Raw genomic sequence first — 17054 nt, 5'->3', positions numbered from 1 at the left:
GCCGTTAAGACTCCGAACGAGGCACCCAACTTCACACGAAGGGCACCGGACATGGGTCCCCATCCTGCGGTCGCGGCGATACGCCTGGCGGTCCGCCGCGTACTCCACGACGTACTCACCGAGCACAGCACCCCCGAGCACGGCGCTCGCGCGCACCGCCCCGCCGGCGACGCCCCCGCCGCCGGAGAGCCCCGCCGGCCCCCGCTCGTCCTGGTCGCCTGCTCCGGCGGCGCCGACTCCATGGCGCTCGCCTCCGCCCTCGCCTTCGAGGCCCGCAAGCTCGCCGTCCGCGCCGGCGCCGTCACCGTCGACCACGGCCTCCAGCCCGGCTCCGACCTCCGCGCCGCCGAGGTCGCCGCCCGCCTCACCGCCCTGAACCTCGACCCCGTCGAGGCGATCGCCGTGACCGTCGGCCGCGAGGGCGGACCCGAGGCCGCCGCCCGCGACGCCCGATACGCGGCCCTGGACGAGGCGGCGGAGCGCCTCGGCGCCGCCGCCGTGCTGCTCGGCCACACCCGCGACGACCAGGCCGAGACGGTGCTCCTCGGCCTCGCCCGCGGCTCCGGCATCCGCTCCCTGTCCGGCATGGCCGCCGTCTCCGGCACCCGCGACCGCTACCGGCGCCCGTTCCTCCAGCTCGACCGCCAGACCGCCCGCAAGGCGTGCCTGGTCCAGTCCCTGCCCGTCTGGGACGACCCGATGAACGCCGACCCCGCCTACACCCGCTCCCGGCTCCGCCACGAAGGGCTGCCCGCGCTGGAGAAGTCCCTCGGCAAGGGCGTCGTGGAGGCCCTCGCCCGGACGGCCCAGCTCTGCCGCGACGACGCCGACGCCCTCGACGCCTGGGCCGCCGACGCCGACCCCTCCGTACGGGACGACGCCGGCCTGCTGGAGTGCGCCAAGCTCTACGCCCTGCCGCCCGCCGTCCGCCGCCGCGTGCTGCGCCGCGCCGCCATCGCCGAGGGCTCCCCGGCCGGCTCCCTGTTCGCCCGGCACATCGAGGAAATGGACCGGCTCATCACCGGCTGGCGGGGCCAGGGAGCCATCAATCTGCCCGGCCGCGTCGTCGCGCGCCGCCAGGGTGGCAGACTGGTCATCCGGCAAGGCTGACGCAGGCTGCAACGAAAGTGACCCGGGTGAACGAGAAAGACATGGGCACCGACCTCAAGTCGGTGCTCATCACCAAGGAAGAGATCGACGCGAAGCTGGCGGAGCTCGCCGCGAAGATCGACGCTGAGTACGCGGGCAAGGACCTGCTCATCGTCGGCGTCCTCAAGGGCGCCGTCATGGTGATGGCGGACCTGGCCCGCGCGCTGTCCACCCCCGTCACCATGGACTGGATGGCCGTCTCCTCCTACGGGGCGGGCACCCAGTCCTCCGGTGTGGTGCGGATCCTCAAGGACCTGGACACCGACATCAAGGGCAAGCACGTCCTGATCGTCGAGGACATCATCGACTCCGGCCTGACCCTGTCGTGGCTGCTGTCGAACCTCGGCTCGCGCGAGCCGGCCTCCCTGGAGGTCTGCACCCTGCTGCGCAAGCCGGAGGCGGCGAAGGTGGCCATCGACGTGAAGTGGATCGGCTTCGACATCCCGAACGAGTTCGTCGTCGGCTACGGCCTCGACTACGCGGAGAAGTACCGCAACCTCCCGTTCGTCGGCACGCTCGCCCCGCACGTCTACGGCGGCTGAACCGCCCCGGACACCCGCCCGGCCCCCGACGGGCGCCGGAGACCCGCCGGGAGCCCCTCCCGGGAAGCACCGGGGACGCACGGGGAACCTGGACCGCCCTCCCGCCGTTGGAGCATGGGAAGGCGGTCGCGGGTGACAATGCTGGGGTACCGTCCGAAGAACAGTCTTTTCTCATAGCAGCATTTACCTACGGGCAGGAGGGACGGGGCGTCATCGCTCCGTATGGATGGACGTGAAGCGATACTTCCGTGGGCCGGTCATGTGGATCGTGCTGGCCGTCCTCGCCGTGGTCGTGTTGATGCAGGTCGTCGGCTCGTCGGGCGGCTACAAGACGGTGGACACCGGCGAGGTCGTCCAGGCGATCGACAAGAACCAGGTCGACCAGGTCAAGCTGACCACCGGCGACGAACAGATGATCAAGGTCGACCTCAAGGACGGCCAGAAGGTCAAGGGCAGCGACAAGATCCAGGCCAGCTACATCGGCACACAGGGATCCGACCTCGCCGCCACGCTCCAGAAGAAGTACGAAGCGGGCGACATCGACAAGGGCTACACGGTCTCGCCGACGAAGCAGAGCGCCATCGTCTCGGTGCTGCTCTCGCTCCTGCCCTTCGTGCTGATCGTCGTGGTCTTCCTGTTCCTGATGAATCAGATGCAGGGCGGCGGCTCCCGGGTGATGAACTTCGGGAAGTCCAAGGCCAAGCTGATCACCAAGGACACCCCGAAGACCACCTTCGCCGACGTGGCGGGGTCCGACGAGGCCGTCGAGGAGCTCCACGAGATCAAGGAGTTCCTCCAGGAGCCGGCGAAGTTCCAGGCCGTCGGCGCCAAGATCCCCAAGGGTGTGCTGCTGTACGGCCCGCCCGGCACCGGCAAGACGCTCCTCGCGCGCGCCGTCGCGGGCGAGGCGGGCGTGCCGTTCTACTCGATCTCCGGCTCGGACTTCGTCGAGATGTTCGTCGGTGTCGGCGCCTCCCGGGTCCGTGACCTCTTCGAGCAGGCCAAGGCGAACGCCCCGGCCATCGTCTTCGTCGACGAGATCGACGCCGTCGGCCGGCACCGCGGCGCCGGCCTCGGCGGCGGCCACGACGAGCGCGAGCAGACCCTCAACCAGCTGCTGGTCGAGATGGACGGCTTCGACGTCAAGGGCGGCGTCATCCTGATCGCCGCCACCAACCGGCCCGACATCCTCGACCCCGCGCTGCTGCGCCCGGGCCGCTTCGACCGGCAGATCGCCGTCGACCGCCCCGACATGCAGGGCCGCCTGGAGATCCTCAAGGTCCACCAGAAGGGCAAGCCGGTCGCCCCGGACGTCGACCTGTCCGCCGTGGCGCGCCGCACCCCGGGCTTCACCGGCGCCGACCTGTCGAACGTGCTGAACGAAGCGGCGCTGCTCACCGCGCGCAGCGACAAGAAGCTCATCGACAACCAGATGCTGGACGAGGCGATCGACCGGGTGGTCGCGGGCCCGCAGAAGCGGACCCGGATCATGTCGGACAAGGAGAAGAAGATCACCGCGTACCACGAGGGCGGACATGCCCTGGTCGCGGCGGCCTCCCCGAACTCCGACCCGGTCCACAAGATCACCATCCTGTCCCGCGGCCGGGCCCTGGGCTACACCATGGTCCTGCCCGACGAGGACAAGTACTCCACCACGCGCAACGAGATGCTCGACCAGCTCGCCTACATGCTGGGCGGGCGCGCGGCCGAGGAGCTGGTCTTCCACGACCCGACCACGGGCGCGGCCAACGACATCGAGAAGGCGACCGCGACCGCGCGGGCCATGGTCACCCAGTACGGCATGACCGAGCGGCTCGGCGCGATCAAGTTCGGCGGCGACAACACCGAGCCCTTCCTGGGCCGGGAGATGGCGCACCAGCGCGACTACTCGGAAGAGGTCGCCGCGCTCGTCGACGAAGAGGTCAAGAAGCTGATCGAGACCGCGCACAACGAGGCGTGGGAGATCCTCGTGGAGAACCGGGACGTCCTCGACAACCTGGTCCTCCAGCTGCTGGAGAAGGAGACGCTCAACAAGGAGGAGATCGCCGAGATCTTCGCCCCGATCGTCAAGCGCCCGGCCCGCCCGGCGTGGACCGGCTCCTCCCGGCGCACCCCGTCGACCAGGCCGCCGGTGCTCTCGCCCAAGGAGCTGGCCCTGACCAACGGGGCGGCGGGCGCCAACGGCGTCACCACGACGGACGTCACCAAGGCCACTCCGTCCGCCCCGGCGGCGGAGCCGGTCCCGGAGGACCGTCCCGAGAGCTGATCCCGGCCGCCCGGCGCCACCGGGCCCCGGAATGAAAGCCGCGCCCCCCAGGTTCTAGCCTGGGGGGCGCGGCTTTCGCGTGCGCGGGTCCGAGCGCGCACACAGGCACATGGAACGAGGCACAGATGACCGACCCGGTGACGCTGGACGTCGAGGGCACGATCGGCGAGTTCGACGAGAAGCGCGCGGAGAACGCCGTGCGGGAGCTCCTCGTCGCGGTCGGTGAGGACCCGGACCGCGAGGGCCTGCGGGAGACGCCGGCCCGGGTGGCGCGGGCCTACCGGGAGATATTCGCCGGTCTGTGGCAGCAGCCCGAGGACGTCCTGACGACGACGTTCGACCTGGGGCACGACGAGATGGTCCTGGTGAAGGACATCGAGGTCACGTCCTGCTGCGAGCACCACCTGGTGCCTTTCCGGGGCGTGGCGCACGTCGGCTACATCCCGTCGACCGAGGGCAAGATCACCGGCCTGTCCAAGCTGGCCCGGCTCGTGGACGTCTACGCGCGCCGCCCCCAGGTGCAGGAGCGGCTCACCACCCAGGTCGCCGACTCGCTGATGAAGATTCTGGAGCCCCGGGGCGTGATCGTCGTCATCGAGTGCGAGCACATGTGCATGTCGATGCGCGGCATCCGCAAGCCCGGCGCCAAGACCATCACCTCGGCCGTCCGCGGCCAGCTGCGCGACGTCGCCACCCGCGCGGAGGCGATGAGCCTGATCATGGCGAACTGACCGGCTCCGGCTACCCGGCTCCGTCTGCCCGGCTCCGTCTTCCATGGCGGACAGGGGATGGACGCCCACGGGGCGGATGGGAAGACTCGGCCCATGACGATCACACACAAGCCGTTAGGGCCCCTGCCCTCCCGCCGTCTCGGCGGCCTCGACGTGTCCGCGCTGGGCTTCGGCGCCATGGTGCTGTCCCCCGGTGTGTACGGGGAGATCGACGACGCCCGTGCCGAGCGGGCGCTGCTCGCGGCGGTCGACGCCGGGGCCACCCTCGTCGACACCTCGGACGGTTACGGGGCGGACGGCCACAACGAGCGGCTGATCGGCCGGACCCTGCGGAACCGGCGGGACGAGGTGGTCATCGCCACCAAGTTCGGCTTCCGGCTCCCGGAGGGCGTGGAGCCCCACCCCTTCCCGGTCGGTTACGCCTTCGGGGAGCTGGCCGTCAACGCCGACCCCAAGCATGTACGCGGCTACGCCGAGGCCAGCCTGCGCGAGCTGGGCACCGACCGGATCGACCTGTACTACCCGCACTTCCCCGACCCGCAGGTCCCGCTGGAGGACACGGTCGGCGCGGTCGCCGGACTGATCGAGGCCGGTCTGGTCCGCCACCTCGGGCTCTCCAACGTCACCGCCGCCCAGCTGCGGGCGGCGCACGCCGTGCACCCCGTCTCCGCCGTCCAGACCGAGTGGTCCATGTGGCGGCCCGCCGACGGCGAGCTGCTGGCGGCGGCGCGCGAGCTGGGAGTCGGCATCGTCGCCTGGTCACCCCTGGGCGCCGGATTCCTCACCGGCACGGTCGGGGAGGTGGGGGAGGGCGACTTCCGGCAGCACATGCCCCGCTTCGACGCCGCGAACCACCGGGCGAACAGCGACCGCTTCGCACCCGTGCGCGGAATCGCCGCGGAACTCGGCATCACCCCCGCCCAGCTGGCCCTGGCCTGGCTGCTGGACCAGGACCCGCACGTGGTGCCGATCCCCGGCAGCCGCACCCCGGCGCACATCGAGGAGAACCTCGCCGCCGCGCACATCCGGATCTCCGCCTCCGTACGCGACCGGATCGCGGACGTCCTCGCCGGGACGGACGTCGCCGGAGGCACCCTGCTCTGACCCGCCCCGGCGCGGGCACCACTAGGTGGTGGGCACCCCGCCGGGGTGGTTCTCGTCGTCCTCCGGGAGGCGGCAGACGCGCTCCAGGAAGACGGCCGCCGCGATCACGCCGATGCCCGCCAGGACCGAGAAGCCGGCGTAGATCGCCTGGTCGCGGCGGGCCGGGATGTCCAGCGAGCCCAGCAGGAAGACGCCGGTGCCGCCGTACATCCCGCTCACCAGCGCCGCGACCAGGGCACTGGCCTGGCCGAAGACGACCGCGCGGGCGGCCATCAGAGGCTCCACGCCCTTGGCGTCGGGGCGGCGCTCCCGCTGGGCGCGCAGCCGGGAGCGCAGCGAGAGGGCCGTCGCCGTGAGGACGACCGCGATCACCGCGAGGACGATCGGCGCGGCCAGGGGGACGCTCGGCAGGGTGCCGAACGACTCCCACAGCCGGGCGCCGCCCCACGAGAGGATGCCCGCGACGGCGAACAGTCCGGCCAGTACCTTGAGCCGCAGTTGCTTCACCGGTGGTCCTTCATCTCGTCGCCGTGCACCGCCCGCTGGTCACTCAACGCTACTCGGGCAGGCGCAGTTCCAGGTCGGCGCGGGGCGCGACGCCCTCCCGGCCGACACCGCCCAGCAGCTCGGCGACCGCGCCGACGCCCGGGAGCTGCGCCTCGGGCTCCACGTCGTGCCACGGCGCCAGCACGAAGGCCCGCTCGTGGGCGCGGGGGTGCGGGAGGGTGAGGACGGGGTCGTCGGAGACGACGTCCGCGTACGCCACGATGTCGACGTCGATCGTCCGCGGGCCCCAGCGCTCGTCACGGACCCGGTGGAACGCCTCCTCCACCGCGTGCGCCCGCTCCAGGAGGGACGCCGGCGGCAGGGTCGTCTTGAGGACCACCACAGCGTTGAAGTACGACGGCTGGGAGCCGGGGTCGACGCCCCAGGGCTCCGTCTCGTACACCGGGGAGACCGCCTTCACCCGGACACCGGGGGTGTCCTCCAGGGCGTCGATGGCGCCCTGGAGGGTCTCCAGGCGGTTGCCCAGGTTGGAGCCGAGGGCGACCACGGCCCGCTTGGGGTTGGACAGGGTGATGTCGGCGGCGTCGACCTGCTCCGTCACGGAGGCCGGCACCGGCTGCACCGTGGGGTCGCTGTGCGTCTTGTTCATGCGCGGCTCCGGGTGATGGTGATGGTCACGTCGTCGAAGGGCACGGTGATCGGGGCGTCCGGCTTGTGGACGACCACCTCCACCTCCTGGACCCCGTCGTGCTTCAGGCACTGCTCGGCGATGCGCTCGGCGAGCGTCTCGATCAGGTCGACCGGCTCGCCCTGGACGACGTCCACGACCTCCTCCGCCACGACGCCGTAGTGCACGGTCTTCGCCAGGTCGTCGCTGGCCGCGGCGGGGCGGGTGTCCAGCCCGAGCACCAGGTCCACGATGAAGGTCTGGCCCTCCTCGCGCTCCCGGGGGAAGACGCCATGGTGCCCGCGGGCCTTGAGGCCGCGCAGCGCGACACGATCCACGCGAATCACTCCTGCTGTCGTTGGTCTGGCGGGCACACGGCCGGGTGCGGTCGGCGCGGTGCCACCAGTCGAATCTACCTGCGAGCACTGACAGGCCCTGCCCACGGGCTCCTCTTCCGCTCGCTTACCCACTCACGCGGGGTTCTCGTCGGCCTCCTCCTCGCCGGTTTCGGCCAGAACGGGTGAACCGTGATGGGACCAGATCCGCCAGCCGTCCGCTGTGCGCCGGAACACATTCGTGGCGACGACCAGCTGCCCGACGAGCGGGCCGAGATCGGCGCCCTCCTCGGCGGGACCGCCGCTGAGGATGTTCTCCGTGCAGGTCACCAGCGCGGTGTCGCCCGCCAGGGACACCTTCACATCGGTCAGGAAGAACTGGATGTAGTCGGTGTTGGCCATGATCAGCGCGTACGAGCGGAGGACCTCGCCGCGGCCGTTGAGCACCGGCCAGCCGGGGTGGACGCAGGAGATGCCGCCGTGCGCCTCGTCCAGCCACAGGTCGGAGATCGCCTCGAAGTCGCCGCGCTCCATGGCCTCGTAGAAGGCGGTGTTGGCCTGCTCGACGGCCTCGGAGTCGGTGCGTGCCGCGTCGCTCACCGGGCGGCCTCGACGGCCCGGGCGACCCGTACGGCGTCCGCGGTGGCGCGGACGTCGTGGACCCGTACGGCCCAGGCGCCCTCGTGGGCGGCGATGGCCGACACCGCCGCCGTGGCCGCGTCGCGCTCCCGCGCGGGCGGCGGGGCGGCGCCCTCACCGGCCAGGACGTGGCCGAGGAACCGCTTCCGGGAGGCGGCGACCAGCAGCGGGCGGCCCAGTGCGCGGAGGTCGGCCAGGTGGGCCAGCAGCGCCAGGTCGTGCTGCGCCGTCTTGGCGAAGCCGAGACCCGGGTCGACGACGATCCGCTCCGGGTCGACGCCGCCCTCGACGACCGCCGCGACACGGGCGCACAGCTCGGCGAGGACCTCGGCGACGACGTCCCCGTACACGGCCCGCCGGTTCATCTCGTGGCTGAAACCGCGCCAGTGCATGACCACGAACGGCACCTCGGCGGCGGCGACGGCGGGGACCATGCCGGGGTCGGCCAGTCCGCCGCTCACGTCGTTGACGAGGACGGCGCCGGCCTCGACGGCGCGGCCGGCGACGGAGGCGCGCATCGTGTCGACCGACACGGTGACCCCCTCGGCCGACAGGCCGCGCACGACGGGGACGACCCGCCGCAGCTCCTCGTCCTCGTCGACCCGCGCGGCGCCGGGGCGGGTCGACTCGCCGCCGACGTCCACCAGGTCGGCGCCCTGGGCGACCAGCTCCAGGCCGTGCTTGATGGCGGCCGTGGTGTCGAACCAGCGGCCGCCGTCGGAGAAGGAGTCGGGCGTCACATTGACGACTCCCATGACCGCGCAGCGGTCGAACACGGGCAGGCCCCGGGCCGTGCCCCGTCCGGGCAAGGTACTCATGCGACCAGCCTAGGGCGTGCCTTCCGGATCTTGCCGGGCTCGCGTGCCCTGGCACGCACATCTGCGGCGTTGTCGTCGGTCGCCAATGCTCCGCAGTGGCTCCCTCCTCCGCCTTGCATCTGCACGCACCAGACCCCGCTCACTGACCCAGCCTGATCCGAAAGGCACGCCCAGGGCGTGCCTTCCGGATCTTGCCGGGCCCGTACGCCCCGCCACGCGTGCGTGGCGGGGGGCGGCGGGTCAGGCGGCGCGTACCTCGTGGTCGCCGCGGGCCGGGGTGAGGTGGGCGCAGGGGCGGGCCGTGGCGGCGGTGGCGCGGCGGCGGAACGGGCGGGGCGGGGCCAGGTTGACGAAGCCCTCCGCCTGCATGGCCGCGAAGCCGATGCGGGGCAGGTCGCGGCTGTTGCGGTAGACCACGAAGCGGGGCTCCCAGCGCGGCTGGAACTTGGCGTTGAACTTGTACAGCGACTCGATCTGGAACCAGCGGGAGAGGAACACCAGCAGGCCGCGCCAGACGCGCAGGACCGGGCCGGCGCCGAGCTTCTCGCCGCGCGCCAGGGCGGAGCGGAACATGGCGAAGTTCAGCGAGACCCGCTCGATGCCGAGCCGGGGGGACGCCTGGAGCGCGGCGACGATGAGCAGTTCGTTCATGCCGGGGTCGGCGGAGCGGTCGCGGCGCATCAGCTCCAGCGACATGCCGTCCGTACCCCACGGCACGAAGTGGATGATCGCCTTCAGGTCGCCGTACGGGGAGGTGCCCGAGGCGTCGTCCGCCTTGTGGGCGGTGGCGATCACGGCGTCGCCGTCGGACGGGTCGCCGATCCGGCCCAGGGCCATGGAGAAGCCGCGCTCGGTGTCGGTGCCCCGCCAGTCGGCCGCGGCGCGGCGGACCCGCTCCAGCTCGCCGTCGGAGAGGTCACGGACGCGCCGCACCCGGGTCTCGTACCCATTGCGCTCGATGCGCTTGACCATCTGGCGCACATTGCGCATGGCGCGCCCGGTCAGGGAGAAATCCGCGACGTCCACCACCGCCTCGTCGCCCAGCTCCAGGGCGTCGAGCCCGGTCTCGCGGGTCCACACCTCGCCGCCCGTCTCGGAGCAGCCCATCACGGCGGGCGTCCAGGAGTGGGCCTTGGCCTCGTCCATGAACCGCTCGATGGCGCCGGGCCACGCCTCGACGTCGCCGATCGGGTCGCCGCTGGCGAGCATCACGCCCGAGACGACACGGTAGCAGACGGCGGCCTTCCCGCTGGGGGAGAAGACGACGCCCTTGTCGCGGCGGAGCGCGAAGTGGCCGAGCGAGTCCCGGCCGCCGTGCCGGGCGAGCAGGGCGCGCAGCCGGGCCTCGTCGTCCTCGGTGAGCCGGGCGACCGGGTGCTCGGGGCGGAAGGCCAGGTAGATGGTGGTGATCGCGGTCAGCAGGCCGAGCGCGCCGAGGGAGTAGCCGACGGTCCAGTCGACACCGCCCCGGTAGGCGACGGGGCCCTCGACGCCGAACAGGCCGTACACCACGTGCTCCAGGCGTTCGCTGAGGCCGGGGCTGCCGACGACCTTGCCGGGGTGGGCGCTGACCACGAGCAGGCCGAGCGCGATCGAACCGGCCCCCATGAGGACGAAGTTGGCCAGGGCCTTCCACCGGCTGCGCGGGTCGGGCAGCGCCGCGAACTGGTCGCGGTGGCGGAGCAGCAGCGCGAGCAGCAGCAGCGAGAACAGCACCCCGATCACGGAGTGGCGGTAGACGAACTGCGCCGCGGCCCCGGCCGGGAGGAGGACCACCGCGGCCCGCCAGGCGCGGCGCTTGTGGCGCTTGAGGCCGTGGGCGAGGAGCAGCAGCAGGACGCCGGCGCTCAGCGAGAGCGCCGCCGAGAGCGGGCCGAGGGTGCCGGGGAGGACCTCGGCCAGGGCGTGCACGCGGCTGGTGCGGAAGCGCGGGACGACCCCGGCCGCGACGTCGATCAGACCGATGAGCGTGCACGCGGTGCCGACCAGGGCGGGCACCCGCTCGGCCCGTGGGCCGCGCAGGATGCGCCGTATCCGGCTCGGAACCGATCCCGACTTGTCCCCATCTACCGTGACAGACATCGCTTCCCAGGGCTCCGCAAAGTGTGGTGAGTGTCCCGTCGGCCGGAAACCGGCCGGCCTGTACGGGTCCGGCCCGGTTCGGCCCGGACGGTGTGCGCTCTCTAGGACGGGGCTCGCGGGGGGCGGGTTCACTCGCTCCCCGGAAAATCTCCACGACCGACGACGAAGGCACGGACAACTCATGGGTCTCACCAGCAACAAAGTCCTGGCGCTGGCCGTCCTGGTGGCCGTCGCGCTGTTCGCCGTGACGGTGTGGCGCTGGCCGCGGCTGGCCCGCGGCGGCCCGCGGGCCGTGCTCGGCCGGATCGGCCTGCTGCTGGCCACCCAGCTCGCGCTGTTCGCGTCCGTCGGGCTCGCCGCGAACAACTACTTCCTCTTCTACGGCTCCTGGGCCGACCTGCTCGGGCGGGAGCAGGAGATGGGGGTGGTCGTGGACCACTCGGCGGGCGGCCGGGACATCACGGTCGTCGGCCGGCAGAAGCCGGAGGGCGTGCCCGGCGGCGGGCGCCCGGCGGTGGGCGGCCAGATCCAGAAGGTCGTCGTCTCCGGGGAGCGGTCGGGGATCGACAGCCCGGCGTACGTCTACCTCCCGCCGGAGTACTTCCAGCCGGCGTACGCGAGGCGGACCTTCCCCGCCGCCGTGGTGCTGACCGGCTACCCCGGCACCGCCGAGAACCTGCTGAAGGGGCTGAAGTACCCGCGCACGGCCCACGAGCAGGCCGCGCGGGGGAGGATGCAGCCGATGGTCCTGGTGATGCTCCGGCCCACCGTGGCGCCGCCGCGCGACACCGAGTGCGTCGACGTGCCGGGCGGGCCGCGCACCGAGACGTTCTTCGCCGAGGACCTGCCGAGGGCGGTCTCCGGGACGTACCGGGTCGGCACCGCCGCCCGCAACTGGGGGATCATCGGCAACTCGACCGGCGGCTACTGCGCGCTGAAGATCGCCCTGCACCACCCCGGCCGGTACGCGGCCGGGGCCGGCCTCTCCGCGTACTACAAGGCCGCCGAGGACGTGACCACCGGCGACCTCTTCCACGGCGACCGGCGGCTGCGCGAGCGGGCGGACCTGCTGTGGAGCCTGGACCACCTGCCGCAGGGCCGGTCGTCCTTCCTGGTCACCACCTCCCGCCGGGGCGAGGGCAACCTGGCGGGCACCCGCTCCTTCGTCGCCAAGGTGAAGGCGCCCGCGCGCGTCTCGTCCATCACCCTGGACAGCGGCGGGCACAACTTCACCACCTGGAACCGCGAGATCCCCCCGGCGCTGGCGTGGCTGAGCGGTCGGCTCAGCGCCGCCTGACCCGGCCGGCCCCGGTGCTGGCCGTCCGGGTCCCGGTGTCAGCCGACCGTCCGGACGTCCGCCTCGGCCCGGGGGACGTCCCGGGCGTCCGCGCCGATCGAGCGGCGCAGCGCCTCGTGCAGCCGCGCCGGGGTCAGCACCCCCAGGAACCGCCCCCGCTCCTCGCGGTCGATGACGGCGATCCAGCCCGCGTCGTGCTGGAGCATGGTCGAGAACGCCTGCTTCAGCGAGGCGCCGACGGGCAGCCACGCCTCCATGCGGCGGGCGTGGTCGCGCACCGTCCCCGCGCCCCGGGCGGCGCTCTCCGCCGAGATCCAGCCGTGCAGATTGTCGTCGCCGTCCAGGACGACGGCCCAGCGGGAGCCCAGCTCGCGGGGGAGCGCGTCGTCCAGGTGCACCACCGGCGGCTGTTCGAGGTCCCCCTCCTCGATGGGCGTCACGGACAGCCGCTTCAGGCCCCGGTCGGCGCCGACGAACTCGGCGACGTACGGGGTGGCGGGCGCGCCCAGCACGGTGGCCGGCGCGTCGAACTGCTCGATGCGGCCCTGGCCGTAGACGGCGATGCGGTCGCCGAGCCGGACGGCCTCCTCGATGTCGTGGGTGACGAACAGGACCGTCTTGCGCACCTCGGACTGGAGCTTGAGGAACTCGCTCTGGAGGTGCTCGCGCACCACCGGGTCGACCGCGCCGAAGGGCTCGTCCATCAGCAGGACGGGCGGGTCGGCGGCCAGTGCCCGGGCGACGCCGACGCGCTGGCGCTGCCCGCCGGAGAGCTGCTCGGGGTAGCGGTCGCCGTGGACGGCCGGGTCGAGGCCGACGAGCGCGAGGAGTTCGGCGGCCCGGGCGCGGGCGGCGGAGCGCTTGACGCCGAGGAGGTGGGGGACGGTCGCGGTGTTCTCCAGCACCGTCTTGTGCGGGAAGAGCCCGACCTGCTGGATGACGTAGCCGATCCGGCGCCGCAGGAGCACCGGGTCGGTCTCCGTTATGTCGGCGCCGTCGACGAATATCCGGCCCTCGGTCGGCTCGATCAGCCGGTTGACCATCTTCATCGTGGTGGTCTTGCCGCAGCCGGACGGTCCCACGAGCGTGACCAGCTCCCCCTCGGCCACCTCGAACGACAGGTCGTCGACGGCGGTGGTGCCGTCCGCGTACCGCTTGGTGACACGCTCGAATCGGATCATGCGTTCCATTGTGGCGGTCCGTGGGCAGGTGTGGTCGTGCGGTGTGTGAAGGCCGTGTTGCCGGCCTGTGGGGACCGTCGGCCGTTGTCGGTGGTGGGGGTTAGGGTCGTTGTCGGATCGAACACCGGGCCGGACGCGGGACCCGCGGACGACGCGTGGACACAGGGGGGCGGGTGAGTACGGTGACGAGCGCGGCCGGCTGCCTGGCGGCCAACGACTGGATCTGCGGCGAGTACCTCGGCTCGCGCGCCCGGGAGCTGACCGAGGCGACCGTCCAGCATGTGTGGATCACCGCGGTGTCGGTGCTGATCGGACTGGCCGTGGCCTTCCCGCTGGCGCTGCTGGTCCGCGCCCGGCCCCGGTTCGCCGCGCCGGTCCTGGGGCTGACCACCGTGTTGTACGCGATCCCGTCGCTGGCCATGTTCTCGCTGCTGCTGCCGCTCTTCGGGCTGTCCGCGGCCCTGGTGGTGACCGGCCTCGTGCTGTACTCGCTGACCATCCTCGTGCGGAACATCCTGGCCGGGCTCGCCGCCGTGCCGGAGGAGGCGCGGGAGGCGGCCCGGGGCATGGGGTACGGCCCGTGGCGGCTGCTGTGGGAGGTCGAACTGCCGCTGGCGCTGCCCGCGGTCATCGCGGGCGTCCGGATGGCCACGGTCTCGACGGTCGCGCTGACCACCGTCGGCGCCCTGGTGGACTACGGCGGCCTGGGCACCCTGATCACGACCGGGCTCAAGAGCTTCTTCAAGGCACAGGTGCTGACCGCGTCGGTGCTGTGCGTCCTGCTGGCGGTCACCGCCGACCTGCTGCTGCTGTGGCTCCAGCGGGCGCTGACACCGTGGACCCGGCCGGCGCGCGTGCCCGGCACACACATACGCAGGGCGGGGTGAGCGATGGGCGCGGTGGCCGACGCCTGGACGTGGCTGACGACCGGGGCCAACTGGCAGGGCGAGAGCGGGGTGTGGCACCGGCTCGCCGAGCACCTCTGGTTCAGCGGTGTCTGCCTGCTGGTCTCCTGCCTGATCGCCCTGCCGCTCGCGCTGTGGCTCGGGCACGTGGGGCGGGGCGGCGCGCTGGCCGTCAACCTCTCCAACGCGGGCCGGGCGGTGCCCACGCTGGCGGTGCTGGTGCTGCTGACGCTCACCCCGCTGGGCAGGTACGGCGACCTGCCGACGCTCATCGCGCTGGTGCTGTTCGCGGTGCCGCCGCTCCTCACCAACGCGTACGTGGGGATGCGCGAGGTGGACCGGGCGGTGGTCGAGGCGGCACGCGGGATGGGGATGTCGGGCGGCCAGGTCTTCCGGAAGGTGGAGCTGCCCCTGGCGTACCCGATGGTGATGACCGGGCTGCGGTCGGCGACCGTGCAGGTGATCGCCACCGCCACGCTCGCCGCGATGGCCGGCGAGGGAGGGCTGGGCCGGATCATCACGGCCGGTTTCAACACCAATGACACCGCGCAGGTGGTCGCCGGGGCCCTGGTGGTCGGCGCGCTCGCGCTGCTGGCCGAGGGACTGCTCGTGGTGGCGGGCCGGCTGTTCGACCCCATGCGGGCCGGCCGGCGCGCCCACTGACCGAAGAACCCGGACCGAAGAAACCAACCGAACGCCAACCGAAGAACGCCAAGCGGCCGCGGGTGAAGCGGCCGGACCGGACGGAGAACGTGATGAGCAGAACACCGGCGATGGCCGGCGCGGTACTGGGCGTGGTGGCGCTCACCGGCGGGCTGGCGGCGTGTGGCGGCGGCCAGAGCCTGGAGGAGCGGGGCGGGACGGGCGGCTCGGCGTCCGGCGGCGGCAAGGGGACGCTGGTCGTCGGGTCGGCGGGCTTCACCGAGGCCAATGTGCTGGCGGAGCTGTACGCGCAGGTGCTCAAGGACGCCGGATACAGCACGTCCATCAAGACCGTGGAGAACCGCGAGCTGTACGAACCGTCCCTGGAGAAGGGCGAGATCGACGTCGTCCCGGAATACGCGGCCACTCTCGCGGAATTCCTCAACGCGAAGGTCAACGGCCCCAAGGCGGTCGAGGAGAAGCCCGTCGCATCCAGCGATGTCGCCGCGACCGTGAAGGCGCTGGAGAAGCTCGCCGGGCCGCGCGGACTGAAGGTACTCCCGGCCGGGGAGGCGGTCGATCAGAACGCCTTCGCCGTGAGCAGGGAATTCGCCGAGAAGAACAAGCTCAAGACGCTTTCCGACCTCGGTGCCGCGAAGCTCAAGGTGAAGATCGCCGCCGGCGACGAGTGCGAGATCCGGCCGTTCTGCGCGCCCGGTCTGAAGAAGACGTACGGCATCGACGTGACCGGTGTCGACCCCAAGGGCGTGGGCACCACCCAGGCCAAGCAGGCCGTGAAGGACGGCACCGACCAGATGGTGCTGACCACCACCACGGACGCCACGCTGGAGCAGTTCGGCCTGGTGCTGCTGGAGGACGACAAGAAGCTCCAGAACGCCGACAATGTGCTGCCCGTGGTGAATGCGAAGGACGCCGGGGCACCCGCGATAGCCACCGCGCTGAACAAGATCACCAAGGTGCTCACCACCGAGGATCTCATCGAGTTGAACAGGAAGGTCGACGCCGAGCGGGCAAAGCCGGCCGATGTCGCCCGGGCTTACCTGGAGTCCAAGGGACTGACGGGGAAGTAGCGGAGCGGGGCGGTCCGGCGGGGAGAAGCCCGGGCGGCACGGGACGCACATCACAGGGCCGAAACATTGCCGGGCCGGGCCCCCACATGATGCCTACGCACGGTAAATTTCAGGCCATGCCACGTGGACGCCACCGCCATTCCCCTCCTCTGCACAGGCTCCTGCCCCCGTCGGCGGTCGCCGGGACGGCCGTGCTGTGCGCCGGCGGCGCCTGGCTCCTCGCCGACCCGGTGGCGCTGCGCGTCCTGGTCGCCGCCGCGGCCGCCGCGGCGGTCACCGGCGCGGTGCTGATGCGGAGTTGGGACCGCGCGGCCGGGCGCCGCGTCGCCGAGCTGACCCGCGCGCGGGCCGGGGACCAGTGGCGTACCGAGGAGCGCCTCGCCGAGCTGGAGACCGACCTGGAGGAGTCCCGGGAGCTGCGCGCCAAGCTCGACGCCAAGCTGCGGGCCAAGCGGGTCGAACTGGCCGCTCTGCGCGGCGAGCACGCCGAGCTGCTGCGCCGGTACGCCACCGCCGAGACGGAGCGCGCCGGTGTCCTGGAGAGCCGCCGCAGGCTCGCGCTGGAGGCCGCCGGGCCCACCAGGGCGCTGCCCGCGGCGAGTTCCACGCCCACCCCGGCCGCGTACGCCCGGGCAGCCGAGGCGCTGGCGAACCTCGCGCGCGGCGCCCGCGCGGGCGAGGCCGGGGCGGAGGACACCGGGGCGGACCGCGCCGGGGCGGACAACCCGCAGGGGAAGCTCCCGGCGGTCGCCGGACGGCACGACGCCCGCCCGCCGGCCGCCTCCCCGGCACGCCCCGCCCCGCGAGTCCAGGTCGGCTTCGACTACTTCGGCACGGGCGGCACGGGTGGTACGGAGGCCACGGGGACCACGGACGGGCCGGTGGCCACCGGCGGACCGGGCAGCACGAACGGCACGGGCGGCGCGGGCACGTCGGCCGCGGACGAGGACCTCGCCGACGTGGTGGGCGAGGAGGCCCTCGCCGTACGGCGCCGGGAGAACCGGGCCGTCGGCAAGGTCATCGACCTGACCGCGCACGACGAGACCGAGCAGATCGACATGGTGGAGCTGCGGCGCGGCGCCGGCTGATCCGCCGGGC

The 17054-nt window shown here is 72.6% G+C and carries 17 protein-coding genes; 10 read left to right on the top strand and 7 right to left on the bottom strand.

What is annotated here, in order from left to right; all coding sequences use genetic code 11:
- Positions 1 to 51: 51 nt before the first annotated feature.
- The 5 genes from tilS (at position 52) to ACF08D_RS20450 (ending at position 5792) form a co-directional block, all read left to right on the top strand.
- Positions 52 to 1110, top strand: coding sequence for a tRNA lysidine(34) synthetase TilS (tilS, locus tag ACF08D_RS20470; protein ID WP_392224167.1), 1059 nt, complete (start codon positions 52 to 54; stop codon positions 1108 to 1110).
- A 41-nt stretch (positions 1111 to 1151) separates the two neighbouring features.
- Positions 1152 to 1691 (top strand): hypoxanthine phosphoribosyltransferase, encoded by a 540-nt coding sequence (gene hpt / locus ACF08D_RS20465; RefSeq protein WP_064067358.1) that lies wholly within the window; start codon positions 1152 to 1154, stop codon positions 1689 to 1691.
- Positions 1692 to 1917: 226 nt separating this feature from the next.
- A complete protein-coding gene (gene ftsH / locus ACF08D_RS20460; RefSeq protein WP_392224166.1) occupies positions 1918 to 3957 on the top strand; it encodes an ATP-dependent zinc metalloprotease FtsH in 2040 nt (679 codons plus the stop codon).
- Between the two features lie 125 nt (positions 3958 to 4082).
- Entirely contained in the window at positions 4083 to 4688 is a 606-nt protein-coding gene (gene folE, locus ACF08D_RS20455) for a GTP cyclohydrolase I FolE (RefSeq protein WP_392224165.1), read from the top strand.
- A gap of 93 nt (positions 4689 to 4781) precedes the next feature.
- Positions 4782 to 5792 carry an aldo/keto reductase gene (locus ACF08D_RS20450; protein WP_392224164.1) on the top strand — a complete coding sequence of 337 codons (1011 nt, stop codon included), beginning with the start codon at positions 4782 to 4784 and terminating at the stop codon, positions 5790 to 5792.
- A 21-nt stretch (positions 5793 to 5813) separates the two neighbouring features.
- Here the strand turns inward: ACF08D_RS20450 and ACF08D_RS20445 are convergent, their stop codons facing one another.
- From ACF08D_RS20445 to ACF08D_RS20420, 6 genes are all read right to left on the bottom strand, one after another.
- Positions 5814 to 6299: a DUF3180 domain-containing protein gene (locus ACF08D_RS20445; RefSeq protein WP_392224163.1), complete on the bottom strand. Its 486-nt coding sequence runs from the start codon at positions 6297 to 6299 to the stop codon at positions 5814 to 5816.
- A 49-nt stretch (positions 6300 to 6348) separates the two neighbouring features.
- Positions 6349 to 6948, bottom strand: coding sequence for a 2-amino-4-hydroxy-6-hydroxymethyldihydropteridine diphosphokinase (gene folK / locus ACF08D_RS20440; RefSeq protein ID WP_392224162.1), 600 nt, complete (start codon positions 6946 to 6948; stop codon positions 6349 to 6351).
- The gene (gene folB, locus ACF08D_RS20435; RefSeq protein WP_392224161.1) at positions 6945 to 7304 is read right to left on the bottom strand and encodes a dihydroneopterin aldolase; all 360 of its coding nucleotides are present in this window, start codon (positions 7302 to 7304) and stop codon (positions 6945 to 6947) included. Before folB ends, folK begins: the two co-directional genes overlap by 4 nt.
- Before the next feature lie 132 nt (positions 7305 to 7436).
- Positions 7437 to 7901: a nuclear transport factor 2 family protein gene (locus tag ACF08D_RS20430; RefSeq protein WP_392224160.1), complete on the bottom strand. Its 465-nt coding sequence runs from the start codon at positions 7899 to 7901 to the stop codon at positions 7437 to 7439.
- Positions 7898 to 8758, bottom strand: a complete 861-nt coding sequence (folP, locus tag ACF08D_RS20425) for a dihydropteroate synthase (protein WP_392224159.1) — start codon at positions 8756 to 8758, stop codon at positions 7898 to 7900. Before folP ends, ACF08D_RS20430 begins: the two co-directional genes overlap by 4 nt.
- Before the next feature lie 240 nt (positions 8759 to 8998).
- On the bottom strand, positions 8999 to 10840 hold the full coding sequence (locus tag ACF08D_RS20420) for a phosphatidylglycerol lysyltransferase domain-containing protein (RefSeq protein WP_392224158.1): 1842 nt from the start codon (positions 10838 to 10840) through the stop codon (positions 8999 to 9001).
- Positions 10841 to 11021: 181 nt separating this feature from the next.
- Here ACF08D_RS20420 and ACF08D_RS20415 point away from each other — a divergent pair, with 181 nt between their 5' ends.
- Complete coding sequence (locus ACF08D_RS20415) at positions 11022 to 12137, top strand: alpha/beta hydrolase (RefSeq protein ID WP_392224157.1); 1116 nt, start codon at positions 11022 to 11024, stop codon at positions 12135 to 12137.
- A gap of 38 nt (positions 12138 to 12175) precedes the next feature.
- On the opposite strand, the gene ACF08D_RS20410 is transcribed toward ACF08D_RS20415, so the two are convergent.
- The gene (locus tag ACF08D_RS20410) at positions 12176 to 13318 is read right to left on the bottom strand and encodes an ABC transporter ATP-binding protein (protein WP_392224156.1); all 1143 of its coding nucleotides are present in this window, start codon (positions 13316 to 13318) and stop codon (positions 12176 to 12178) included.
- A 173-nt stretch (positions 13319 to 13491) separates the two neighbouring features.
- Here ACF08D_RS20410 and ACF08D_RS20405 point away from each other — a divergent pair, with 173 nt between their 5' ends.
- The 4 genes from ACF08D_RS20405 (at position 13492) to ACF08D_RS20390 (ending at position 17044) form a co-directional block, all read left to right on the top strand.
- On the top strand, positions 13492 to 14205 hold the full coding sequence (locus ACF08D_RS20405; RefSeq protein ID WP_392224155.1) for an ABC transporter permease: 714 nt from the start codon (positions 13492 to 13494) through the stop codon (positions 14203 to 14205).
- A 3-nt stretch (positions 14206 to 14208) separates the two neighbouring features.
- Positions 14209 to 14886 (top strand): ABC transporter permease, encoded by a 678-nt coding sequence (locus ACF08D_RS20400; RefSeq protein WP_392224154.1) that lies wholly within the window; start codon positions 14209 to 14211, stop codon positions 14884 to 14886.
- A gap of 92 nt (positions 14887 to 14978) precedes the next feature.
- On the top strand, positions 14979 to 15956 hold the full coding sequence (locus tag ACF08D_RS20395) for an ABC transporter substrate-binding protein (RefSeq protein WP_392224153.1): 978 nt from the start codon (positions 14979 to 14981) through the stop codon (positions 15954 to 15956).
- Positions 15957 to 16072: 116 nt separating this feature from the next.
- Positions 16073 to 17044: a hypothetical protein gene (locus ACF08D_RS20390; protein ID WP_392224152.1), complete on the top strand. Its 972-nt coding sequence runs from the start codon at positions 16073 to 16075 to the stop codon at positions 17042 to 17044.
- The last annotated feature ends 10 nt before the right edge of the window (positions 17045 to 17054 follow it).

The organism is Streptomyces sp. NPDC015131 (assembly GCF_043079975.1).
Taxonomy (GTDB): Bacteria; Actinomycetota; Actinomycetes; order Streptomycetales; family Streptomycetaceae; genus Streptomyces.
Note: the sequence above shows the minus strand (reverse complement) of the source record. Positions and strands in the feature narration are given on the sequence as shown.